Annotated in this window: 16 protein-coding genes; 7 read left to right on the forward strand and 9 right to left on the reverse strand. The window is 70.5% G+C overall.

Annotated features, from left to right (window positions below; genetic code table 11):
• Window positions 1–145 precede the first annotated feature (145 nt).
• The 4 genes from GRX01_RS13030 to GRX01_RS13045 are packed head-to-tail and all read right to left on the reverse strand — an operon-like array spanning window position 146 to window position 7,886.
• Window positions 146–2,137: a SpoVR family protein gene (locus GRX01_RS13030; protein WP_159668194.1), complete on the reverse strand. Its 1,992-nt coding sequence runs from the start codon at window positions 2,135–2,137 to the stop codon at window positions 146–148.
• Window position 2,138: 1 nt separating this feature from the next.
• Window positions 2,139–3,476, reverse strand: coding sequence for a DUF444 family protein (locus GRX01_RS13035; protein WP_159668197.1), 1,338 nt, complete (start codon window positions 3,474–3,476; stop codon window positions 2,139–2,141).
• Complete coding sequence (locus tag GRX01_RS13040; RefSeq protein ID WP_159668607.1) at window positions 3,467–5,761, reverse strand: PrkA family serine protein kinase; 2,295 nt, start codon at window positions 5,759–5,761, stop codon at window positions 3,467–3,469. Before GRX01_RS13040 ends, GRX01_RS13035 begins: the two co-directional genes overlap by 10 nt.
• A 10-nt stretch (window positions 5,762–5,771) precedes the next feature.
• Window positions 5,772–7,886, reverse strand: a complete 2,115-nt coding sequence (locus GRX01_RS13045; RefSeq protein WP_159668201.1) for a PrkA family serine protein kinase — start codon at window positions 7,884–7,886, stop codon at window positions 5,772–5,774.
• A gap of 596 nt (window positions 7,887–8,482) precedes the next feature.
• On the opposite strand from GRX01_RS13045, the gene GRX01_RS13050 reads away from it, so the two are divergent.
• The gene (locus GRX01_RS13050) at window positions 8,483–8,866 is read left to right on the forward strand and encodes a DUF5820 family protein (RefSeq protein WP_321168115.1); all 384 of its coding nucleotides are present in this window, start codon (window positions 8,483–8,485) and stop codon (window positions 8,864–8,866) included.
• 127 nt (window positions 8,867–8,993) lie between these two features.
• Complete coding sequence (locus GRX01_RS13055; protein WP_321168097.1) at window positions 8,994–9,449, forward strand: UPF0179 family protein; 456 nt, start codon at window positions 8,994–8,996, stop codon at window positions 9,447–9,449.
• Between the two features lie 37 nt (window positions 9,450–9,486).
• On the opposite strand, the gene GRX01_RS13060 is transcribed toward GRX01_RS13055, so the two are convergent.
• Window positions 9,487–10,188: a hypothetical protein gene (locus GRX01_RS13060; RefSeq protein WP_159668205.1), complete on the reverse strand. Its 702-nt coding sequence runs from the start codon at window positions 10,186–10,188 to the stop codon at window positions 9,487–9,489.
• A gap of 72 nt (window positions 10,189–10,260) precedes the next feature.
• On the reverse strand, window positions 10,261–11,091 hold the full coding sequence (locus GRX01_RS13065; RefSeq protein ID WP_159668209.1) for an alpha/beta fold hydrolase: 831 nt from the start codon (window positions 11,089–11,091) through the stop codon (window positions 10,261–10,263).
• Window positions 11,092–11,241: 150 nt separating this feature from the next.
• On the opposite strand from GRX01_RS13065, the gene GRX01_RS13070 reads away from it, so the two are divergent.
• Entirely contained in the window at window positions 11,242–12,198 is a 957-nt protein-coding gene (locus GRX01_RS13070) for a VOC family protein (protein WP_201289600.1), read from the forward strand.
• A gap of 91 nt (window positions 12,199–12,289) precedes the next feature.
• Complete coding sequence (locus GRX01_RS13075; RefSeq protein ID WP_321168098.1) at window positions 12,290–15,121, forward strand: AAA domain-containing protein; 2,832 nt, start codon at window positions 12,290–12,292, stop codon at window positions 15,119–15,121.
• A 66-nt stretch (window positions 15,122–15,187) separates the two neighbouring features.
• Here GRX01_RS13075 and GRX01_RS13080 read toward each other — a convergent pair whose 3' ends face one another.
• From GRX01_RS13080 to GRX01_RS13090, 3 genes are all read right to left on the reverse strand, one after another.
• The gene (locus tag GRX01_RS13080; RefSeq protein WP_159668216.1) at window positions 15,188–17,152 is read right to left on the reverse strand and encodes a PH domain-containing protein; all 1,965 of its coding nucleotides are present in this window, start codon (window positions 17,150–17,152) and stop codon (window positions 15,188–15,190) included.
• Window positions 17,152–17,610 (reverse strand): PH domain-containing protein, encoded by a 459-nt coding sequence (locus GRX01_RS13085; protein ID WP_159668220.1) that lies wholly within the window; start codon window positions 17,608–17,610, stop codon window positions 17,152–17,154. The genes GRX01_RS13080 and GRX01_RS13085 overlap by 1 nt, the downstream gene beginning before the upstream one ends.
• A 90-nt stretch (window positions 17,611–17,700) precedes the next feature.
• Window positions 17,701–20,595, reverse strand: a complete 2,895-nt coding sequence (locus GRX01_RS13090; protein ID WP_159668223.1) for an ATP-dependent helicase — start codon at window positions 20,593–20,595, stop codon at window positions 17,701–17,703.
• A 121-nt stretch (window positions 20,596–20,716) separates the two neighbouring features.
• Between GRX01_RS13090 and GRX01_RS13095 the strand changes: the two genes are divergently transcribed.
• From GRX01_RS13095 to GRX01_RS13105, 3 genes are all read left to right on the forward strand, one after another.
• Window positions 20,717–21,571 (forward strand): MBL fold metallo-hydrolase, encoded by an 855-nt coding sequence (locus tag GRX01_RS13095; RefSeq protein WP_159668226.1) that lies wholly within the window; start codon window positions 20,717–20,719, stop codon window positions 21,569–21,571.
• 117 nt (window positions 21,572–21,688) lie between these two features.
• Window positions 21,689–22,588, forward strand: a complete 900-nt coding sequence (locus GRX01_RS13100; RefSeq protein WP_321168099.1) for a DMT family transporter — start codon at window positions 21,689–21,691, stop codon at window positions 22,586–22,588.
• A gap of 107 nt (window positions 22,589–22,695) precedes the next feature.
• The gene (locus GRX01_RS13105) at window positions 22,696–24,225 is read left to right on the forward strand and encodes a receiver/sensor box histidine kinase (protein ID WP_159668229.1); all 1,530 of its coding nucleotides are present in this window, start codon (window positions 22,696–22,698) and stop codon (window positions 24,223–24,225) included.
• The last annotated feature ends 27 nt before the right edge of the window (window positions 24,226–24,252 follow it).

Below are 24,252 nucleotides of genomic sequence, written 5' to 3' on the forward strand. Positions count from 1 at the left end.
CGATCACGGCCGCGACGAACTTGAACCCGTCCGCCGCGACGGCCAGTAGTGCTCACGAGCGGGGGCCGTGACCGACGAACGGTGGGCCGTGACCGACAACCGACGGGGAGTGACCGACGAGCGGCTGGACCGCCCGGGCGACACCTCAGGCCAGCCAGTCCTCGGGCGTGGTGTCGTAGTCGACCTCGTCGGCCGCGATCTGCTCGGCGAGTTCGGGCTCCAGCGCGTGGCGTTCGACCGCCTCGCCGTCGTAGCGGAGTCGGATCGGCACCTCCTCGCCGTGGGGTTCGCTCCCGCGGCGACGGGCGACCTCCACCTCGTGGTCGTCGTACTCGGTGACGATCGTCGCGAGGTTCACCGGTCGCCCCCACAGCTCGAACACGCGTTCGAGCGTTCCCTTCGCCTGCCCGAGGTCGAGCGCGACGCCGTTGTAGCGGTGGCCCAACAGGAGCTCGCCACGGTTGTCGTAGTTGCCGTCGTACACCGCGATCGTCGGGTTCCCGAAGTTGGTGAACCGGAGGAGGAGCTTCCGTTTCACGTCGTCCGGGTCGACGCTGGCGACGCGATACCCCTCGGCCGCCTCGGAGTACTCGTAGGTGAAGTAGTTGCCCTCGACGACGAACTCCTCGGTGAGGAACTCGTCGACGAAGGTCACGTCGTTGTGGCTCTCGCGCACCTCGCGCATCCGCGTCCAGCCGGCGCCGTAGTCCACGTCCGAGAGCGCCGACTCCACGTCCGGGTACACCTCGTCGTCGAACATGTACCGGGCGACCCGCTCCAGTTCCGATCGGCCGATCCGGCGCAGGAACCCCCTGTTCGCGGGCTTCGCCAGCGAGAAGTGCCGCTCGCACAGCCCCTCGTGGGTCAGCACGGCCCACGGGTACGCGTCGACGTCAAGGTCGCCCTCCCTAGCCCGCGCGAGCGCGTCGGCGTCGACGCGGGGGTCGTCGGGGTCGAGGTCGTCCAACGTGTCGGCTGTGACGCCCGCGATCGCCGGGTCGGGCTCCAACAGGTCGGCCACCTCGTCGAAGTCGATCACGTCGTGGAAGGTGCGCCACGTCACGCCCTCGACGCGGAGCAGTTTGTCCACCACCTCGCGGCGGTTGGCGTCGTTCTCGACGTACTGCCAGATCTCGAAGCCGAGCTTGTATGGATTGAGCCCCGGCGACCCCAGCACCCGCGCCATGTGGTCGGCGTAGGTGAGGAACTCGTCGTCGCCGGCGAAGCGCTCGTCGCCCATCATCAGCGACTCCCAGTACGCGGCCCATCCCTCGTTCATGACCTTCGTCATCCGCTGGGGCGCGAAGTAGTACGCCTCCCGACGGAGGAGCTCGATCACCTCGTCGGCCCACGGCTCGCGCTCGACGGCCTTGCCCTCCTCGTCGTCGAACCGCTTGCCGTGCTCGCGAAGGTACGCGAGCACGTCCGGCCGCGGCTCCGGCAGTCGCTCGCGGTCGCGCTGGTCGTCGACCCAGTCGGCGTCGAACACCTGATCGCGGACCTCAGCGGAGAGGCCCAGACGGTCGAGGCGCTCCTCGATGTCGGTCAGCTCCTCGTCCAGCTCCTCGTCGCCCCCGCGCTCGGCAGCGAGCGCGCGATGTTGGTCGATCGTGTCCTCGACGCACAACACGGCGTCGATGAGGCGCTCGACCTCCTCGCGGTCGATCTCCGGGTCGGACATGTGGTCCGCGACGGTCTCGGCGTGTCGCTCCAGCATGGCCGCGGCGTCGGGGTCCTCGCGCTCGCCCGCGAACCGGCCGAACCACTCGTTGTTGCGGAAGAAGTCGGCGTGCGCCTCGACGTGCGTGATGACCGCCTTCTGGTCGGCGATGGTGTTCGACTCCTGCAGGAACGCGTGGCAGGGGTTGTCGTTGTTGACGATCTCGAACGCCTTCCCCATGCCGAAGGTGTCCTGCTTGCGCTGGCGGTCGTACTTCATCCCCCACCGCCAGTGCGGGTACCGCGTCTGGAACCCGTCGTAGGCGATGAGCTCGTTCATCTCGTCGTGGGTCACGACCCAGTAGTTCACCGGGTACGGGCGGAGCCCGAGCTTCTCGGCCAGTTCCCTGGCGCGCTCGGCCGGCTCCGCCAGTTCCGCGGCGACGCGTCGGGTCGCGACTCGTTCGTCGTGGATCATGTCAGGTGTCCTCCCCGCCCTCGGTCGAGAGGATCGTGCGGATCGCGTCGGTCACGTCCTCGGGGCCGGCCACGCGTGCGACGACGACGTTGTCGCGGTCGGCCAGCTCTCGCTCGATCTCCTCGGCGTGGGTCGCGTTGATCGTGTTGCCGCCGGGCTGGGTCTCCACGTACGCGTGGAGGTTCGCCGGGATGTCGCGCATCAGCGGCACGACGTTCTCGACGGTGTCGTCGCTGGAGTTCTCGGAGTCGCCGGCGGCGAACACGTAGCGGTTCCACTCGCTGAAGGGGTACTCCTCGAGGATCTCCGCGGCCAGCTCGTACGCGCTGGAGATGCGCGTCCCGCCGCCCGAGCGGATCCCGAAGAACTCCCCGCGCTCGACCTCCCACGCGTCGGCGTCGTGGGCGACGTAGCGGAACTCCGCCTCGTCGTACTTGCCGGTGAGATACCAGTCCAGCGGCGTGAAGGTGCGCTCGACGAGCTCGCGCTTCGTCTCGCGCATCGACCCGCTCACGTCGCGGATGTTGACGACGACGACGTTCTTCTGCTTCCTCTCGATCACCTCCGGCTGTCGGTAGCGCTCGTCCTCGCGGCGGAACGGCACCTGCTGGAGCCCCTCGCGGCGGATGCGTTCGTCGACCGGGTCGCGCTCGACGCGCGCGACGAAGTCGTCGAAGTCCGCGTACTCGTCGAGGTCGACGCCCTCGTCCTCCAGGTCCGCGATCGCCTCGCGGATCCACGCCAGCGAGACCAGCACGTTCTCCTCGCGACAGAACTCGAAGACGGCGCGCGCGTCGGCGCCGGCGACCCGGCACGCCTCCCGGACGTACCCCTCGTCGAAGTCGGTGGCGAGCTTCCGCTTGAGGCCGCGCTTGAACAGCTGCTCGAAGTCGAGCGTCGAGTTGGGTCCCGCCCGCGTCAGCTCGGTGAAGTCGCCCTCCACCTCCTCGACGACGCGTTTGCCCTTCGGCTCCAGATCGAGCCCGAGCTCCTCGTCGAGCTCCCGGGCGAACTCCTCGGGGTCCATCTCGTAGTAGCCGTGCTCGCCGCCGTCCTCGCCCGGCTCGCCCTCCTCGTCGCCGTCGCCGTCCGCGTCGCCGGGGTCGCCGGGCACGTCGACGGGCTGGCCCGGCTGGGGCGTGCCGTCCCCGCCCTGTCCGACGCCGCCCATGTCGCGCTGGTCGTACTCGAACGACGGGAGGTCGACCAGCTTCACCGGGATCCGAACGGCGTCCCGCGAGGAGCCGGAGAGGTCGCCCTCGCGGATGAACTCCGCGAGGTCCGGGCGACGCTGTTCGCCGATCTCCCGGAACCGCTCGAGGTCCTCCCTCAGTCCCATCGGCCCTTCACCTCGCGCATCACGTGTCTGCTGGCGAGCTCGGCCGACGCCTCGCTGTAGCCCTGTTCGGTCGTCATGTGGTCGATCGTGGCCTCCTTGATCCGGGCGGTCTCCGTGTTCGCGGGCGGGTCGTCCCACTGGGCGGGGTCGAGGTCGTCGTGGATGCGGCGGACGTCCTCCCACGAGTGGGCCTCCAACACCGCACGGATCACCGGGACCGTCGAGAGGTCCACGTCCTCGACGGCGAACTCGTCGTCGCGGTTCTCCCAGGCGTAGCGGTTCAGCGCGGTGATCACCGTGTCCCGGCGGAACGCCTCGACGGCCTCGCTCGGCTCGTTGCCCGCGTAGTCGTCCTCGTCGAACCGGCCGAGGTGCTCGGTCTCGAACACCTTCAACAGGAGCGGGTCCGGGTCGACGGCGCCGCGGTCGGTGTCCACCTGCTCGCCGGCGTCCCACGCGAACACGTGCTCGACGTACTCGGCGACCGTCTCCTCGGCGACGCCCTTGTCGGAGAGCACGGCGTCGAGCACGTCCGCCTCCTGCAGTTCGAACGCGTGCTCCTTCACCGTCGCCAGCCGGCCCTCGTACTCGGCGATCTCCGCGCGCGAGAACACGGGCGCCGTCGACAGGTCCTCGGCCATCGCGTGGAGGACGTCCTCGGGCGTGAGCACGTCCTCGACCGGGAGGTCCGGGTGGGCGCGGCCCGTCTCGCCGTGGAGCAGGTCGGCGATCGTGTCCCGCGTGTACGTGACGGGGACCCCGTGGGCGCCGTCCTCCCCGTCGAACTCGTACTCGTCGGCGTCGACGCGCTCGTCGCCGTCGCGGACGAACCCACGGTCGAACAGCAACGCCTTGTCGATCAGGCCGATCGACGCGGGCAGGTCCTCGGCGTCCAGTCGGGTGACGACGGCGTACATCGCGGCCGCCTCCAGCGCGTGGGGCGCGAGTTCGCGCTCGCGGACGCGACCGCGGTCGTCGCGCAGCCGGACGGTCAGCGGCTCGGCCATCCGCTCGCGGAGCCGCTCGTGGGCGGCCTCCGGGTCGGCCGCGTCGATCTCGGCGTCCCAGACCGCCGTCTCGTCGGTCAGCTCGCGGTGGATCAGCTCCGTCTCCAGACTGACGCTCGTGAGATAGCGGAACTCGTGCCGGTCGAGCCGGCGCTTGAGCGCCTTCAGCGGGTCGCGGTCGTTGCGGTCGGCGAACTGCTCCAGCTCGGCGTCCAGGTCCGGGTTCGAGATGACGACCAACTGCGTATCCAGATCCATCCCGATGCCCTTGTCGAGCTTCACCCGCTTCTCGTCGGGCACGTTCAACAGCTTCCGCAGCAGGTCGGCGTGCTGGCTGGCGTCCTCGACGACCGTGAGCAGGCCGTTGCCCTGCGAGAGCACGCCGTCGTAGCTGAACGCGCGCGGGTCCTTGCGCCCGCGGGCGTTGAGCTCGCGGAGCATCCCCGGCATCCACGAGCCGACCAGCCGCTCCTTCGGGGAGCCGTCGTCCTCCGCGTGGAGGACGCCCACACCCCTGCCCACGTCGACGACGTAGTTCTTCACGCGGAGGTGTCGGCGGTCGGTCACCGCCGAGAACAGGTCGGGGCGGCCGGCCCGCCGGTAGCGCTCCTCGAGGATCTCGAACGCCTCCCGGCTGAACGGGTCGAGTTCGGAGTCGGCACGGATCGGGATGTGGTCGTCGTGGGCGCCGTTGAGCGCGTCCACGAGATCGGCGCGGACCGCCGGCGGAAACACCGACAGCGGGTTCGCCTGCACCGGCGACTCGTACCAGTCGTCCTCGGCGTCGTCGCCGGCGGCGTAGCTGAGGCTCCGATCCTCGTCGCGGGCGGCGATGTTCCACTCGACGGTGTATCGGCGCCCCTCCTCGGTCTTCGAGTACGCGCGCAACCCGTTGATCAGGCACCGCTTCAGCTCCGACTTGCCCGTCGCCGTCGGCCCGTCGAACCAGTGGATCTTCTCCTCCTTCCCTCGTCCGGCGGCGACGGTGCGGAGGTCGTCGACGAACGCGTTGAGCACGCCGGTGTTGCCGAGGACGGCGTGCTCGCCGTCGTTTTCGGGGTCGTCGAAGAAGCGGTAGCGCTCGCGCTCGACGCCCTCCTCGACGACGGTGCGGGTGCCCATCGACTCGACCGCCGAGAGGAGGTATCTGGCCGCGTGGCTGGCTACCCCGGGTCGCTCGAACGCCAGATCGACGAACTCCGCGAGCGAGCGCGGCGGCTCGTAGGCGCCCTCGAGCGCCTCGTCGGCCCGCGCGAGGTAGTCCGTCGACTCGGTCATCTCGGTCATCTCAGTCCTCGAGCTCGCTCTTGGCGACCTCCGCGCCGGCGAACTCCAGCACCTCGCGGGCGCCCTCGGCGGAGTAGCCCTGTTCGGTCAGGGCGTCGACCCACGCGGCGCGCTCGTCGTCGTCGAGCTCCCCGGCCGACACCAGCGCGGAGAAGTTGATGTTGTGCTTCTTGTCCTCCCACAGCTTCCGCTCCAGGGCGCGCCGGAGCCGGTCGTTCTCCTGCGGGTCGAAGCTCGACCCCTCGCGGGCGCGGCGACTGACCCAGTTCGCGACCTCCTGTCTGAAGTCGTCCTTCCGGTCGCCGGGGATCTCCAGCTTCTCCTCGACGGAGCGGAGGAACGTCTCGTCGGGCTCCTGCTCGCGGCCGGTGAGGTCGTCCTCGACGGTCGTGTCGTCGATGTACGCCATCACGTGGTCCATGTACTTCTCGCCCTGCCGACGGATCTCGTCGACGTCGTACGCCAGCGCGTGGCGCACGTCCTCGATGGCGCGCTCCTTGTACTCCTCGCGCACGAGTTCGAGGTAGCGGTGGTACGTGTCGAGCTTCTCCTCGGGGATCGACCCGTGGTTCTCGAGGTTGTGCTCGAAGTGTTTGAACACCGCAAGCGGCGAGAGGTACCCCCGGTCCCTGTGCCGGGAGTCCATGATCGCCTCGGCGATCTCGTCGCCGATGAACCGGGCGGAGACGCCCTCCATCCCCTCGGCGATGTCGGCCGCGCGGTCGCCGTTCTCCCTGAGCTTGCGCTCGTCGATCTCGTCGGTCTCGTCGATCTCGCCGTTGTACGCCTTCGCCTTCTGGACCAGCGAGACGGACTCGTCGGTCGGCTCCTCGACGCGGGTGAGCACGCCGAAGAGGCCGGCCATCTCCATCGCGTGCGGCTCGATGTGGATGTCGGGCACGTCGGCGTTGCGGAGCATCTTCCGGTAGATCTCCGCCTCCTCGGTGTACTCGAGGACGTACGGGTAGTCGATCCGCTTGGTGCGGTCGTTGAACGCCTCCATCTTCTCGTCGCCCTTCTTGTCCCGGTACTCGGGCATGTTCGTCCGGCCGACGATCACCTGGTCGATGTCGATCCGCGGGTTGTTGCGCGGCTTGATCGTCTGCTCCTGGCTGGCGTGCAGGAAGTCGTAGAGGAACTCCCGCTGGAGCTTCAACAGCTCCTCGCCGGAGAAGATGCCGCGGTTGGCGTTGCAGAACGCCCCCGCGTAGTCGAACGCCCGCGGGTCGTTCTCACCGTACACCGCGAGCTTCGAGTAGTTGACGTCGCCGGTGAGCTCCGTCTCGTCCTGGTTCTTCTTGTCCTTGGGCTCGAACGTCTCGATGGACCGGCGCTGGTTCTCGTCGGCAACGAGCCGGATCACCTCGACGTGGTTCTCCAACACCGCCTGCAGGTCGTCCTCGTAGTGCGCGAGCAGCTCGTCCATGTAGAAGCCCGACGCGGGGTCGAGGCTCTGCTCGTTGCGGATCGTGTACGGCGCGTCGAGCGCCCCGTTCAGCTCCTCGATCACCCCGTCGCGTTGCTCCTGCGGGAGCAACACGAGCGGGTCCTGGTTCATCGCCGAGCGGACGGTGTCGTCGGCGGGGTCCTGGTCCTCGATCACCGAACAGAGGTCGGTCCACCTGAACGTGTACATCCGCCCCTCGTCGCGGCGGGTGTAGTCCTCGAAGTAGCGTCGGACGAGCCAGTCGAAGTGGCTCTTCCCCGAGCCGACCGGACCCAACAGCAGCTTGATCCGCTTCTCCGGTCCGAGCCCGCGCGCTCCGGACTTCACCTTGTTGACGAACTCGTGGATCGACTCGTGGACCTCCCGGCCGTAGAAGGTGTTCTCGCCGTCGTGGATCGGGTCCTCCGAGGCGAGCAGGTACTCCACGACGCCCGCGTCCTCGTCGTAGCGCGTGCCGTAGTGGTCGAACATGTCGGCGACGCGCTGGTGGGCGTTGCGTGCGATCCGGGGGTCGGCTGTGACCTCCCGGAGATACCACTCGAAGGGCTTCGCCTCCCGGAGGTCCGCGGGAACCGACCGCTTGTACTCCCGGCTGAGCTCCTCGAGCGTGTGCGTTCTCGATGCCTCCCCCGGCGTCCGATCGTTCGCGTTGTCGGTCTGTTCACTCATGTGTGGGGCCACGTGCGCGGGGACGACCGCGACGGTCCCGCCTGCTGGCACCCGGTGTCGACGCCGACGCCCGCACCGCCGGCTGACACCGGTCCGGGCGCCGCCGGACCGCCGTGTCCGCTCGTGCCACTCGACCGCACGGGGATCCGGCGTGGACAGCGTCTCCAACAGAACTCGTCGTGGGGGCGGTCGGTGGGGGTCGTTGCCTCCGTCCCGTGGTCGGACCGAGACTATATGATTTGGTAGGTGTTAACACGGATAAGTCTGTCGGCAATTACGGCCGCTACCGTCCCGCCCTCGATCGGTTGTCGGATCGACCAGCCGGCCGAATACCACCGAACGACTTCGCTGCGTCGGATCGGTCGATCGCCGCCGTCTCCGTCACGGACGCCGAGCGTGTCGCCTAAGCCGTCGGACCGGCAACGCCCACCATGACCGACGACAGCGACGGGCGGGCCGAGGACGAGGACGGCGTCGGCCCGACCACGGCCGGCGACACCGAGATCGGCGGCGGAGACGAGGGGACGGACGGGGCCGCCGGGGGAGTGGGCGGGACCGGCTCCGAGAAGGCCGGGGAGGCGGCGGTCGATTCGGGGATCGACGCCGACGTGCTCGCCGACGGCTGGCGGCTGTGGAACGAGGAGCCGAGCGGTCGCGCGATCGTCGTCTTCCGACCGGACGTGTTCGACGCCGACCGCTTCCCCGCGCCGTGTCTCCCGACGGTGTACCTCACGAACGGCTCGCGGAACGCTCGGCCGGGCGCCGGACAGCGGCGAACCGACGAGTGGCACGTGACGCTGTTCCTCGAACCCGAGGTGGAGGCCGAGTCGACGACGTTCGACGACCGCGCGGCCGCGTTGGAGGGCGTCCGCGACGTGACCGAGCGGTTCGTCGCCGGCGCGATCGACTACCGCGGGGCCTATCAGGTCCCGCGGGAGGCGTACCTCGACGAACTCGACGACCTGATCGGCGGCGAGTGAGGGGGCGCCGGCGGCGGTCGTCGAGCAGCCCGGTGGCTGCGGAGTCGCTGGGGATCAGTCGACCCGCCCGGTCGCCGGGGAGTCGGGCGGCGACGCCGTTATCAGCGGCGCGCGGGATACTCCGATCGTGTCCACCGTCACGCTCATCGGAACACGGCTCGCCGCCGAGGGAACCGAGTTCGTCTACCGGGGGGAGTCCGGCGCCTGCGAGGGCTGTCCGTATCGCGGGCAGTGTCTCAACCTCGTCGAGGGACGCCGATACCGGGTGACCGGCGTCCGCGACGGGACGCAGGCGCTCGACTGTGCGGTCCACGCCGACGCGAGCGTGCGCGCCGTCGAGGTCGAGCCCGCGACCGTCACCGCGAACGTCCCCTCCCGCGGCGCGTACGCGGGCTCGAAGTCGTCGCTGGAGGGGCCCTGTCCGCACGTCGAGTGTCCGAGCCACGGACTGTGCGAACCGCTGGGCGCCGACTTCGACGAGGAGTACCGCATCGCGGAGGTCGACGGCGATCCGCCCCACGAGGTGTGCCATCTCGACCGGGATCTGACGACGGTGACGTTCGAGGCGCCGGAGAACGAGTAGGACCGCGCGACTGCGGACGGACCGCTCGGAGAACCGACTACTCCTCTCCCTCGGGCGTTCGCGTTCCGCTGGCGTTGACCGCCGCCAGCTCCTCGCTGTCGAGCTCCTGCATCGGGTCGGGGAGGTGTTCGGCCGCGGCGTCGAGGTCGGCCATGGCCTCGCGAACCGCAGCGGACTGCGGTCCGTCGCCGAGGTTGAGTTGGCGGAGGTACCCCCGTGCGAGCGCGACGTACACGCCGGCCTCCGCGAGATACGAGCAGCCGAGCATGTTCGCCCAGACGTGGCCCGGCCGGTTCACGGTCCGGTGGAACACGTACGACTCCCCGAGCGACCCCTCGATCGCGTCGACCGCGAGCGTCGACAGCCGTGACTTCGCCTCGACCCACAGGTCCAACTGCTCGCCCCAGTACCCCCGGAGGCGCTCGGCGTCGTACGCGAGGTCCACGTCGAACCGCTCCGCCGCGACGCCGCGGGCGGCGAGCGCGTCCGCGACGGCCGCGCCGGCGCTCGCGGGGTCGACGCCGTCGTCGACGCCGCAGACGACGCGGAGGGTCGGCACCTCGTAACGGCCGGCGGCGTCCCAGAAGGAGTGGAACCACAGCGCCACCTCCCCGTCCGCCGTCGCCTCCCGCATCGCGGGGGCGACGGTCCTCGTGAGCACGCGGTGCTTGCCGGCCAGCGAACCGTCGGAGTCGGCCGCGAGGTCGCGCCAGCGCACCGCGGCGGCGAGGTAGTCCATACGTCCACGTGTGTGTCCGGGGCCGATAAACACCGATGGGAGCGTCGCAACGTCGGCCGGCACGGCCCGGGCTCAGTCGTCGCGCGTGAGTCCCCCGACGAACTCGCGGAGCTCCCGTCCGTACCGCTCGGGCTCCTCGAGGAAGGGCGAGTGACCGGAGTCGGGATACACCGACAGGTCGGCGTCGGGGAGCCGCCGGTCGACCGCACGGGCGGCCTCGACGTCGACGACGGCGTCGTGTGTGCCGTGGGTGAGCATGACCGGCACGTCGAGGTCGTCCAGGAAGTCGAGGTGCGAGATCGTGCGGTCGCGCATCGCGTCGCGGACGCGGGGCGGAACCACCGCGCCGTAGCCGAGCATCCGGTAGCGGTCCTCGGGATCGAGCCGGCCGCGGACGCACAGCTCGACGAACCGGTCGAGCGCCCGGGCGCTCGTCTCGGCGTCCGTCGACGTGATCTCCGGGAACAGGTCGACGTACTCGTGTCCGAGCCAGCCGTTCGTGGTCTCGGTGCCGATCCCGGCGACGACCCCCACGAGGTTCACCCCGGCGACGCGGTCGGTCCCGCGGACGGCGAGGTAGTCGAGCGCCACGAGCGACCCGTAGGACCACCCGACGAGGACGAACGAGTCGAGGCCGAGCGCGTCGGCGACGGCGTCAACGTCGTCGGCCCACGCCTCCGGGTCGTCGTACCCGTCGCGCGGCTTCCCCGAGTCGCCGTGGCCGCGCAGGTCCATCGCGACGAGGCGGTGGTCGTCGGCAAGTCCGGACCGGAACTGCTCGCGCCACGAGCGGTGACACTGCAGGTAGCCGTGGAGGAACAGGACCGGCGGCCCGTCCCGCGGTCCCGCCTCGGCGACGTGGATGTCCGGTTCGCCCGATCGCGCGACCGTCTGTGAGCGCATCGTGGATCCGTCTCCGTCCCGTGCCGTGAGTGTTCCCCCGGATCGACGACCGCCGCGTCGACCGGCCGGGCGTCCCTTGTGATGTCGGATCGAGCTTCTGCTGTCAGCAGAACTATGTCTGTCCGGGGCCCTGTGATGGTAGACCACACCATGCCGAAAGTAGACGGGATCCACCACGTGACGGCGTTCTGTGACGAACCGCAGGTGAACTACGACTTCTTCACGAACGTCCTCGGGCTACGGTTCGTCAAGCGGACCGTCCGATTCGACGTTCCCGAGAAGATCTATCACCTGTACTACGGCGACGAGATGGGAACCCCCGGGACCATCATCACCTACTTCCCGATGACGAACATGCCGATGGAGGACGGAATGGTCGGGAAGGGGATGATGCGCTCGGTCGGGCTGACGATCCCCGAGGGGTCGATCGGGTACTGGCAGGACCGGTTCGACGACCACGGCGTCGAGTACACGATGGACGAGCGATTCGCGGAGACGGCGATCCAGTTCGAGGACCCCGACGGCCTCCCCTACGAACTCGTCACCGGCGAGTCCGACATCGAGCCGTGGACCGAGGGCAGCGACGTGCCCGCCGAGCACGCGATCCGCGGGATGCACGACGTGACGATCCACTCGTCGGACCCGGCGGGGACGATGGACGTCCTCGAGGTGATGGGCTGGGACCGCATCGGCGAGGCGACCCACCCACAGGCCGGGGACCGCGTTCGGTACAAGGCGCCGGAGGGGGCACCCTGCGGCGACCTCGTGGACGTGTTGATCCGGCCGAACGCGCCGGACGGGGTGATGGGCGTCGGGACGTTCCTCCACGTCGCCTTCCGGGTGAAGAACAACTGGGAGCAGGACGAGGTCAGCGACGCCCTGCGCGAGAACGGCTACTGGACCACCTCCCGGAAGGACCGCGACTACTTCCAGTCGCGGTACATCACCGAGCCCGGCGGAGCCGTCTTCGAGTACGCGACGATGGACCGCGGGTTCGACTACGACCAGGACCCCGACGCCTTCGGCGAGGAGATGCGGGTTCCGGACTGGCTGGACGTGGACGTCGAGCGGATCGAGGAGATACTGCCGCCGCTCGAAACGAACTGACCGGGCGCACGCGAGCACAACCCGGCGACCGTGCCGCGCCGGGGCGGATCGCACCGACACCGTTTTTCCCGAGCGCCCGTCCCCTCCGGTAGTGAACGTTCGCGGTCCGCTCCTGGAGGTCGGCGAGGTCAGAGAGGTGAGCACGCGCTACGGCGAGCGCGACCTCGTGGAGTTGACGGTCCGGCCCGACGGCGGGGCCCGCGAGGGCGAGAGGAGCGAGCCCTCGACGCGGACGGGGAGCGGAGCGACCCGTGAGCACGCCGACCCCGTCACCGTCACCCTCTGGGGGAAGTGGACCCACACCGCGGAGCACGCCGAGGAGGGCATGGAACTGCTCGTCACCGACGCCGAGCGCGACGACTACGGCGACCGCGAGGGGTACACCACCTCCTCGGAGTCGTACGTCGTGCTCGAACCGGACTTCCTCGTCGACGTGACCGACGTCCGGTCGTGGGTGCAGTGCCCGCGGATGTACTACCTGAACAAGCTCTCTGGGATCCCGCTGAACTACCCCGTCGTGAAGGGGACGGTCGTCCACGAGGTGTTCGGCGACCTCCTCAGGGGGGTGAATCTCGAGGAATCGATCGACGACCGCGTCGCGGAGGCCGGCCTCGAACTCGGGCTGCTCGGGATGGAGCGCGAGGAGGTCGCCGACGAGGTGCGGCGAAACGCCGCCGCGATCCAGGGATGGCTCAATCAGGGGACGCTCGCCACGGACGACGACACATCGGCGGGGGGCGAGAACGCGGCGGAGAGGGACGAGAGCGGGTCTGCGGACGCCGGCGACGGCGCGAACGCCTCGCTCTCGGAGTGGGACGGCGGTCCCGACGAGTCGGAGTGGCGCTCGGAGTACACCCTCATCTCGCCGACCTTCGGCATCAAGGGTCGCGCCGACGCGCTGCGCCGCGGACAGCCCGTCGAACTGAAGACGGGCAAGAACACGAAGCGCGACCCGCGCTTTCAGGACAAGATCCAGGCCGCCTGCTACGCCCTCCTCCTTCGCGAGCGCGGCGTCGACGTGGACACGGGAACGCTGCTGTACACGAAGAACACCGCACTCGACCGCGGAGAGGAGTCCGGCGACCTCTCGCCGGCCAAGGAGTTCTCGGTCGGGAAGGGCCTGCTGGAGTTCGTCGTCCGCCAGCGCAACGAGATCGCCGCCGCGGAGTTCGACGTGTCCGTCCCGACGGGGTACGAGGCCGACGCGACCTGCGAGTACTGCTTCGAGCAGGACACGTGCATGGTCGTTTCGGGCCGCCTCGATCAGGAGTCGAAGGCCGGGCAGATCGGCACGGCGCTTCCCGAGGAGGAGCGCGAGTACTTCGATCGGACCTACCGCGCCTTGGAGGAGGAGCGCCGCGAGACTCACGCCGAGTACCGAAAGCTGTGGGAACAAACCGCCGAGGAGCGCGCGGCCGACGACCGGGCGCTGATCGATCTGGTGCCCGTCTCCGAGGAGCCGATCGGCGACGGCCGCTGGCGACTCACCGCCCGCAAGGAGACCGACGCCGTCTCGAAGCTCCGCGAGGGCGACGTGGCGCTGGCGTCCGACGGCGACCCGGCGTCGGGACACGCCGAGTTGGGGCGAATCCGGAAACTGGGTGACGAGGTCGTCGTCGAGACGGACGAACCCGTGGAGCTGCACCGCCTCGACGTGTACCCCTCCGAACTCTCCGTCTCACGCATGCACACGGCGGTCCACGACTTCGTGCTCAAGGGCGACCCCGACCGGAAGGACGTGCTGTTCGGGCGGCGCGATCCGGCGTTCGCCGACCGCAGTTCCGCCGGGGGGCCGTACATCGACAACAACGACGCGCAGAACGCCGCCGTCGAGCGCGCGGTCGACGCGGAGGACTTCGCGCTCGTCCACGGGCCGCCGGGGACGGGCAAGACGTACACCATCGCCCGCATCGTCCGCGCGCTGGTGGAGCGGGGCGACCGGGTGCTCCTCTCGGCGTTCACGAACCGCGCGGTCGACAACGCCGTCGAGGCGCTGCGGGAGCAGGGGTTCGAGGACGTCCTGCGCGTCGGCACCGAGACGGGCGTCCGCGGCGACATGCAGGACCTCCGCCTCGTCACCCGGGGCGAGCCGAACGACCGCGCGGCGAAACTGAACTCGGCGCCGGTCGTCGCCGCGACCACCTCCTCCTGTGGCTCGCGGACGATGCGCGAACAGGAGTTCGACGTGGCGATCGTCGACGAGGCCTCCCAGCTCACCGAGCCGGGTACGCTCGCGGCGGTGAACCGCGCCGACCGGTTCGTCCTCGTGGGCGACCACGAGCAGCTCCCGCCGGTCGTGCGCGCCGAGAACCACCTCCGAGAGTCCCTGTTCCAGCGGCTCATCGAGGACCACCCCGACGCGGGCGTGATGCTCGACCGCCAGTACCGCATGAGCCAGCGCATCCAGGCGTTCTCCTCGCGGGAGTTCTACGACGGAAAACTCCGTCCGGCGACGCCGGAAGTCGCCGGCCAGACGCTCGCGGATCTGGGCGTCGACACCGCAGACCTCCCGCCGGAACTGCGCGATTCCGTGTCGTTCGTCGATCCCAACGGGACCCGCGAGGGCAACGCGAACCCGGTGGAGGCCGACCGCGTCGCCGAGGTCGTCGACGCCTACGTCGCCGCCGGCGTCGACCCCGACGACATCGGCGTGATCGCGCCGTTCCGCGCGCAGGTCGCCGAGATCGGTCGTCGGACCGACGTGACCGTCGACACCGTCGACCGGTTCCAAGGGTCGAGCGAGGAGGTGATCGTCGTCTCGTTCGTCGCGACGGGCGACCTCTCCTCGCCCATCTTCGAGGACACTCGCCGCGTCAACGTCGCGTTGACCCGGGCGAAGAAGGCGCTGTGTCTCGTCGGCGACGCGGAGGCGCTCGCCACCGAGCCCTTCTACGAGCGGATGCTCGAGTGGGCTCGGCGGTAGCGTCCCGGGAGGGCGTTCGTCCGCGTGGGCTGTCGTCCGCCGGTCGTGTCCCGGACGCACGCCGCTTCAGCGGGCGTCGTCGCCGTCGCCGGTGTCGGCGTCGGTGCTGTCGTCGCGTTCGCCGGTGTCGGTCGTGCGTTCGTCCCGGTCGGCGCTCTCGCCGCGACGGTCCGATCCGTCCCCGGTGTCGCCGTCCCGATCGCCGTCGGAACCAGCTCCGTTCGTCGCGACGGGGTCGACCCCGCCAGTCGACTCATCGGTCCCGCTGTCGGTCGCGGAGGCGTCCTCGGCGGCGCTCGACGGCCCCTCCGACCTTCGGTGGCGACGTTCGCGCCGCGCGCGTCGCCGGGCCACGAGATCCCCGCGCAGAGCGTCGAGCAGTTGCTCGCGAACCCCGTCGGCGGCGTCGGCGTCCAGGTCGTGGGCCACCGCGTCGCCGCCGAGCAGTCCCGAGGAGGACGCGGAGTCGCCGACGACGGACGCCAGGCGCCGCCGCCGCTGGAAGACCGTCCGCGAGACGAACACCGTCTGTAGCCGGAAGTACGGCACCAGTCGGGTGTGGCGACGGAGCACGCCCGTCCGGGTGACGAACCCGTCGGAGGCGGTCGCGTGCCCGCGGTGTGTCCACGTCAGGTGTCCCGCGAGCGGCGCCAGCGCGACGCCGACAAGCGGCGCGAACGGGAGGAGCCGCGGCAGGTCGAACGCGAGCCTGTCGACGCCGACCGCGACGGCGGTCAGCGCGAGCGCCGCGATCGCGTAGCGCGCGACGTAGCGTCGACGGGCGCGGGTCGGCGGCCGTTCGACGGTGTCGACCCCGAACGCGTCGTCGGTGGGAGCCGTGTCCGTCCCGGCGTCCGCGCCCAACTCCGCTCGGACGTCGTCGGCGAGCGCGACGACCCGCTCGCGGGTGTCGAGCGGGACCGCCGTCTCGACGCCGCCGCCGCCTCCGCCGCTCGAGCCGGGCGCGTAGCCGGCGGTGTCGACCGCCAGGCTGGCGTAGCCGAGGCGACGCATGGCGGCGTTCTCCGAGACGGTGAGCGTCTGCACCTTCGAGAGCGGGACCGTTCCGCTGTAGCGACCGAGCAGGCCGCGCTCGTATCTGAGTTCGTCGCCGACGCGCTCCAGCCGGAAGCCGTAGTAGCGGACGAACGTCAGCGCGGCGCTGACGACCCAGACGACCAGCAGGAACCCGAGGACGCCGAGCAGCCCCAGCGACACCAAGTCGCCCGGCCCCAGCGAGGGGACGTCCCCGGGCCCCACCTCGACGTCGATGATCCCGTAGCGCACGAGGAGCCGCCCGCCGTCGAACAGCAGGTCGTCGAAGAGGCTGGCGCCGACGAACGGCGCGATCACCGCGCCCGGCCGAAAGGACACCGCACACAGCGTTGCGAACCGTCGGCCAGTGAGTTCGTACAGCGTCTCCGACGCCGGTTCGGAGCGACGCGGCTCCGTCGTCGCCTCCGCGTCGCGGTCGGCGGCGACGCCGGCATCATCAGCACCCGCCGTACCGGTACCGGTTGCACTGGCACCGGTGGTGTCCGTGGTACCCTCAGCTTCGTCTCCCGGATCGCGTTCGTCCCGGTGGTCGCTCCGGCGACCGTGGCGACCCAGTTCCTCGCGGAGCCGGTCGGCTTCCTCGCGTCCGACGGCGTCGAGGGTCGCCTCCGTCGACCCCCCACCGGCCGTCTCGACGGTGACGGTCGAGAGCCCGAGCGCGCGCTGGAGGAGGCTCCGGCGCACGTCCACGTTCTGGACGCGGTGGAGCGGGATCTCCCGGTCCTGACGGGAGACGACGCCGGAGCGGACGACCAGCCGGTCCGGGAGCGTCTCGTACTCGAAGCGGTACCACCGCGCCAGCGCGATACCGCCCCCGAGGACGAACGCCGCGGGGATCGCCAGCGGCGCGATCGGGGCGGCGCCGTCGCCGCTCATCCCCAGAAACGCGGTGCTCGCGAACACCGCGAACAGCGCCAGTTGGCCGCCGGAGCGGAGCGCGCTCACGGCGGCCGAGGCGGGATGGAGTCTGGGCATCAGACGGCGTCGAACTCCGATTCGGTCGCGAGCTCGCGCAGGCGCTCGCGGAGGTCGCTCGCCCGCGCCGGCGTCAGCCCGGGGATCGTGATGTCGGCGCCGCGGGAGCCGGCCGTGTAGACGACGACCGAGGCCAGCCCCAGCGTGCGTTCGATCGGCCCGCGCCGGGTGTCGACGTGTTGGACGCGCACGTACGGTACCGAGGTGTCGACCCGGGTGAGGACCCCGCGAACCAGATACAGCGAGTCGTCGCGAACCTCGAAGCGCCACACCCGATAGCGCACGAACGCGGCGGCGACGCCCAGCGCGACGACGACCACCGCGACGCCCGCGGCCGCCGTGGGCGGTATCGGGGCGCCGATCCGACCGGCGACGACGCCGATCGCGAGGATCACGGCGCCGGGGACGAGCGCCCCGACGACCCACGCGAGGCGGACCCGCGAGTTGAGTGATTCCATACCCGGCGTTCGGACGCCTCCGGTAAACGATGTGGGGTCGCGAGGCGGTCGACCGGGGGCCGGTGGAGCGGTCCGTCGGCGAGACGCCGGTCAGTCCGGATCCGAGTCGACCGGAGTCCCCGAGTCGGCGAGCACGCCACCGACCGTCTCGGTCCCGTCGCGCCCGTCGCCGGTTCCGGACCCGTCGTCCAACTCCTCCAGCACGCGTGCGTGAAACTCCTCGAGTGCGGCGTCCTCGTCCTCGGCGATCACCGTGTCGCTGGCCGACAGCGTCGCCAGTCCGAACGCCCGCGGCGACGGCGCGTCGACCTCGTGACGGACCACCTCGACGTCACCAGCGCGGACAGATTCGAGTACCTCGCGGATCCCCGAGAGGTTGAGTTTGTCCTCGACTATCTCGCGGTACGTCTCCTCCAGCACCGCGAAGGAGTCGAGGTCCGCGGCGAAGGAGACGAGCATCTCGGCGGACACCTGCTGTTGGGCGGCCGACTTCTCGTACCCCTTGTACCGCTTCAGGATCATCAGCGACCGCGTGGCGTTGATCCGGAAGTAGCGCTGCAACAGGTCCGTCCCCTCCAGCGCCGCCCGGAACTCCGAGTACACGGACTCGGGGTCGATCGAGGCGATCACGTCGGCGACGTCGACCTTCCGGTTCAGCGGCATCGTGACCGTGAAGCCGTTGTCGGCGACGGCGACCTGCACGTTCGCGTTCGCCCGTTGGGTACAGCGATACGCCACCAGCCGCGAGAGGCCGTCGTTGAACTCGCGGCCGTAGGCGCTGTGGACGTGGTAGTGACGGCGGTACTCCGCGCGGTCGAGCACCTGCTCGACGACGAGCCGGTCGGGCGTGGAGACGCCGTCGGGCCCGAGGTACCGACGCTGCTCGTCGAACATCCGGGTGATCGCGCGCACGGCGTTCTCGCCGAGCGGGAGTCGCCTGAGCCAGCGTCGGGCGTTCGCGGGGCCGCCGGCCGCGAGCCGGTCCATCAGTTCGCCCTGGAACGCGAGGATCTCCCGCCCGAGGTCGTAGCTGAGCGGGAGCCGTTCGGAGAACCACGAGGGCACCGTCGGACGCTGGCTCGACGGGTCGACGTACACCTTCGAGCCGCGGCGGTAGCTGTACTGGTACGTCGAGCCGCCGAGCTGGAACACGTCGCCGGACTCCAGCGTGTCGAGGTACTCCTCGTCGAGCTGGCCGACCCACTCGTCGCCGCCGCGGACGTACACGTCGATCGTGAACGAGTCGGGGATCGTGCCGATGTTCGTCATGTAGATGACCCGCGCCAGCCGGCCCCGCTTGCCGATCAGCGGCTCGCCCACGTCGAACTCCTCGTAGTGGTGCTCCCCGTCGGGCGCGTCGTTGGTGTCGCGCCACACCTTCGCGTACGCGTTCTTCTCCTCCATGCCCTCGTGGTCGGCCGTCAGATACCGCATGAGCTGCTCCCACTCGGCCCCGGAGTAGTTCCGGTACGGGTACGCCGAGGCGAGCGTGTCGCGAACGTCGGCCTCCCGCTTCACGCTGTTGATCGCCATCCCGTACACCTGCTGTGCGGCCACGTCCTGTGCGTTCTCGGGGACGAACACGCGGTCGACGAACCCCTCCTCCGCGCGCTGGAGCATCACCGCACACTCGACCAGCTCGTCGCGGTCGAGCGCGATCACCCGGCCCTCGACCGTCCGCCCGAGGCGGTGGCCCGCGCGGCCGACGCGCTGGAGCAGCGAGGCGACGGACTTCGGCGAGCCGACCTGCACGACGAGGTCGACGTGGGGCATGTCGATCCCCAGCTCCAGCGAGGTCGAGGTCGTGACCACGTCCACGTCCCCCGACTTCAGCTTCTCCTCGATCGCCTCGCGGTGCTCCCTCGACATCGAGCCGTGGTGACAGCCCGAGTCGGTCTCGTCGTAGCCGTAGCGCTCGCGCAGCGTCGTCAGGACGCGCTCGGCGCCCGAGCGGGTGTTCGTGAACACGAGCGTGTTCTCGTGGTCGTCGATCAGTTCGTGGAGGCGGTCGTGGAAGCGCTCGTTCACCACGTCGCGGGGCGTGTCGATCAGGTCGTCGGTCGGGCACTCCAGCCGGAGGTCGAAGTCGCGGACGAACCGGGTGTCGACGATCTCGCAGTCTCGGGGCGTCCACGCCCCGTCGTTTTCGGCTCCGTCCTCCGCGTCGATCGTGTCGTCGCCGCCGGCGCCCGTGCTGACCTCGCCGTCTCCGGCCTCCCCTCCCACCAGGAACTTCGCCATCGTCGACAGCGGCTCGACCGTCGCCGAACAGCCGATCCGCGTCGGCGACCCGTCACAGAGGCGTTCGAGCCGCTCCAGCGAGACCGAGAGGTGGGTCCCCCGCTTGTTGTCCGCGAGCGAGTGGATCTCGTCGACGACGACGTACTCGACGCTCCGAAGCGTCTCCTTGAACTTCGGCGAGTTGAGCAGGATGGCGAGCGTCTCCGGCGTCGTGTTCAGGACGTGCGGCGGCGATTCGAGCATCGCCCGGCGCTCGCTGTCGGGGGTGTCGCCGTGGCGGATCGCCTGTCGGATCTCGGTGTCGTGGCCGCGGTCGGCCAGCTTCTCGGTGATCCCGTCGATCGGCTCCGCGAGGTTGCGCGTGATGTCGTTCGCGAGCGACTTGAGCGGCGAGACGTACAGGCAGCGGACGCCGTCGTCGAGCCCGCCGTCCGCCGCCCGCTCGCGCTCGCGTCGAAAGAGGTCGTTGAGGATCGCGGTGAACGCCGACAGGGTCTTGCCCGATCCGGTCGGCGAGGCGACGAGGCAGTTCTCCCCCTCGTCGATGAGCGGGATCGCCTCGCGCTGGGGCGGCGTGAAGAAGCCGCCGTTGTCCCCGACGTACTCGCCGAACTGCTCGACCCACCACTCGCGGACGGAGGGTTCCAGTCGGTCGAGCACGTCGCCGTCGGCGATGTCGACGGTCGCGGGGTCGAAGTCGTGGTCGGCGTCGGTCGCGGCGAGGAGGTCCCGACCGTCGGTCATTGCGATCGCAAGGGGTCGCGACGGTAAGTCGGTTGTGGGGGTCGCACGCGGGTGCCGACTTCCGGTCTCGGGACGACGCTCGAACCGCAACCACTTCCCCGCCCGACGCGGACGCACCACCATGCGCGTCACGTTTCTCGGGACGGGGTCGGCGATGCCCGTCGCCGACCGCGTCCAGACCGGGCTGCTCGTCGAGGCCGCCCCGGGCGACCGGGCCCCGCTGCTGGTCGACTGCGGCGCCGGGGTCCTCCACCGGCTCTCCCAGACCGACCCCGGCTACGAGGCCGTCTCGACGGTCCTCCTGACGCATCACCACCTCGATCACGTCTCCGACCTGCTCGCGCTGCTCAAGGCCCGCTGGCTCGCGGGCGAGGAGCGCCTCCACGTCGTCGGCCCGCCCGGGACGAAGGCGCTGCTCGACGACCTGCTGTCGGTCGGGGAGTTCGAGTACCTCGACGGCCGCGCGGACCTGAGCGTCCGCGAGGTCCACCCCGGCGCCGAGTTCTCGCTCGCCGGCCTGGATATCGAGGCGTTCGAGACGCGCCACTCGAAGCAGTGTCTCGCCTACCGGTTCGCCGATCGGGGCGACGAAGGCGGCGGTGTGGCCGACGTGAAAGCCGAAGACGGCGGCGGCACCGAGGCCGACGGCAACGATGGCGGGGACGCCGACGGCACGGCCGGCGGCGACTTCGTCTTCTCGGGCGACTCCGAGGCGTTCGCGGGGCTCGCGAACTTCGCCGAGGGGGCGCGCGTGCTCGCCCACGACTGCTCGTTCCCCGACGAGGTCGACGTGGACAACCACCCGACGCCGTCGCAACTGGGCGAGGCGTTGGCCGGCCGCGACATCGACCGGGTGTACCTCACGCACCTGTACCCGCACACCGAGGGGCGCCACGACGAGATGATCGAGGCCGTCGGCCGTCGCTTCGACGGCGACGTGCGGGTCGCCCGCGACGGGCTCCGGTTCGAGCCGTGAGCGGGGGCGACCGGGGGGAGGTCCCGTCACGAACGGGGAGGAACGACCCGTGAGCGGGAGCAACGGCCGGCCGGTGTCGCGGCCGATACGAGCACCGGAGCCCGCCGAGTTCCCTCCGTGAACCGCGACGCCCTCGGCTTCCTCACGCTCGCGGCCGTGTGGGGAACCGCCTTCGTCGCGACGAAGGCGGCGCTGGCGACGTTCCCGCCGGTGTTGTTGGCGGCGCTCCGCTTCGACATCGCCGCCGTGGCGCTGTTCGCCGTCGCGGCCGTCGCCGGCGACGGGCACCTCCGGCCCGGCGGTCGGGGCGACCTCGCGCCGATCCTCGCGGGCGGCACGTTCAGCATCGGGCTCCACCACGCCCTGCTGTTCACCGGCCAGCAGTACGTCCCCAGCGCGGTCGCCGCCACGCTGCTCGGGCTCATTCCGGTGCTCACGCCCGTCGCGGCGCGGGTGGTCCGACCCGAGGAGCGCCTCGACGCCGTCGGCGCCGCGGGCGTCCTCGTTGGGTTCGGGGGGCTCGTCCTGATCGTGGATCCGGACCTGGGGAACCTCTCCGCGAACCTCGGAGCCGTCTTCGTGTTCGGCTCCGCGGTCGCGTGGGTCGCCGGCGCGGTGACGACGCGGGAGGACGACACGACGCTCGGGCCGCTGGCGCTCCAGGCGTGGATGGCCGCGGTCGGGGCGCTTCTGCTCCACGTCGCCGCCGCGGTCCTCGGACAGTCGCCCGCCGCGGTCGACCCGACGATGGACGGGGTGGCGTGGCTCGTGTACCTCGCGGTCGTTCCCGGCGCCGGTGGCTTCCTCCTGTACTTCCGGCTGCTCGACCGGCTCGGCCCGATCCGCGCGGGCCTGCTGGAGTACGCCATCCCGCCGTTCGCCGCGCTGTTCGGGTTCCTCGTGTTGGGCGAGACGCTCGGGACGAACACCGCCTGGGGGTTCGCGTGCATCCTCGGCGCGTTCCTCCTGGTTCAGCGAGCGCCGATACGGGCGGCGCTCCGGCGACGGATCGGGTGACCGCGACGGATCGGACCGCGTGGCCACGCCGTCCCTCGAATCGTCCGTTCAGCGGGCGCTCGTGCCAACTCGGTGGGTTAATGGGTCTGAGCGACCAGCTAATCGGTATGTACGTGACGCCCACCGATCGGGCGCTCGCGATCCTCGCGGTCGGCTTCGACGACGCCCGACCGTGTTCGCCGGGGGGGCTCGAACGTGCGCTCCCCGAGTCGTCGTCGGTCACCGCGGTCGGATCGATCGCCGCGGCCCTCGAGCGCGATCTCGACGCGCTGGACTGCGTCGTCGCGGCGTTCCGGCTGCCGGACGGCACGGCGGCGGATCTCCAGCGACGACTGTCGGAACTGGAGGCTCCGCCGCCGGTCGTGCTCGTCGTCGACGCGAGCGGCGGATCGGTGCCCGCCGCGGCCGTCTCGACCCCGTTCGACGAGGTCGTCGCCGCCGGCTGCGACGACCGGGACGAGCCCCTGCCGGCACGAGTCGCGACGGCGATCGCGACCGTCGTTCCCGACGACGAGGGGCCGACGGTCGCGGACGGGTGTCCGCGGGACAGACGGTCGCTCGACGCCTGGAAGTCGACGCTGTTCGACCGGCTCCTGACCGACATCCCGATGCACGCGTTCGTCAAGGACCGTGACGCGCGACACGTGATGGTGAGCGAGGCCGCCGTCGACGAACGGATCGACCGGCTCGGCGGGGACTTCCTCGGCCGACGAGACATCGACGGCCTCCTTCCGGAAGCGGAGGCGCGCAAGTCCTACGAGGACGACCGACGGGTGATCGAGACCGGAGAGGCGATCGTGGACAAGGAGGAGTACTACTCGTCGGCGGACCGGTGGTTCCGGACCTCGAAGGTGCCGTGGACGGACGGCGACGGCGAGGTCGCGGGCCTGATCGGCGTCGCTCAGGAGATCACCGCCCGGAAGGACCGAGAGCGCCAACTGGAGATCACCCACCACGTCGTCCGTCACACGCTCCGCAACAAGCTGAACGTCATCATCGGCCGATGCGACCGCATCCGCCAGGGGGGGCGCGTCGCGGGCAACCTCGAGCGGATCGCGGACGCCGCGAGGTCGCTGACCGACACCGTCGATAACCAGCAGACGATCCTCGAGATGATGCTCGGGGAACCGGAGCAGGCCCCGACGAACCTCACCGATCTCGTTCGTCATCGGATCGAGGCCGCCGAGGCACGCCGACCCGACGCCGCCATCGACGCCGTCCTCGAGAACGACGTCGTCGGGCTCGCCACCGACAGCGCCGGCCGGGCCGTCGACCAGTTGCTCCGCAACGCGCTCGAACACGCCGACGGAACCCCTCGGCTGACGGTCACCCTCGAACGGGCGGACGACGAGGTGCGGCTGTGCGTCCGCGACGGTCCCCCGGGGATCCCGCCGTTCGAGGTCGAGGTGCTGACCGGCCGCCGGTCGATCGACCACCTCAACCACACGACGGGGCTCGGGCTGTGGATCGTTCAGTGGGCGATGAAACACGCCGGGGGCGAGGTCTCGTTCGACCGCACCGACGACGGCGGCAACGCGGTCACCCTGCGGTTCCCGCGTCCGGACGAGGAGGTGGACCTCGACCAGGTCGCGGACCCCGCCGAGCGTGATGACGTTCGAGGGCCGGCCGACAGCTAACTCGGACACCTCGCCGTCGCCGTGGGG

The organism is Halobaculum saliterrae, assembly GCF_009831625.1.
GTDB classification, from domain to species: domain Archaea; phylum Halobacteriota; class Halobacteria; order Halobacteriales; family Haloferacaceae; genus Halobaculum; species Halobaculum saliterrae.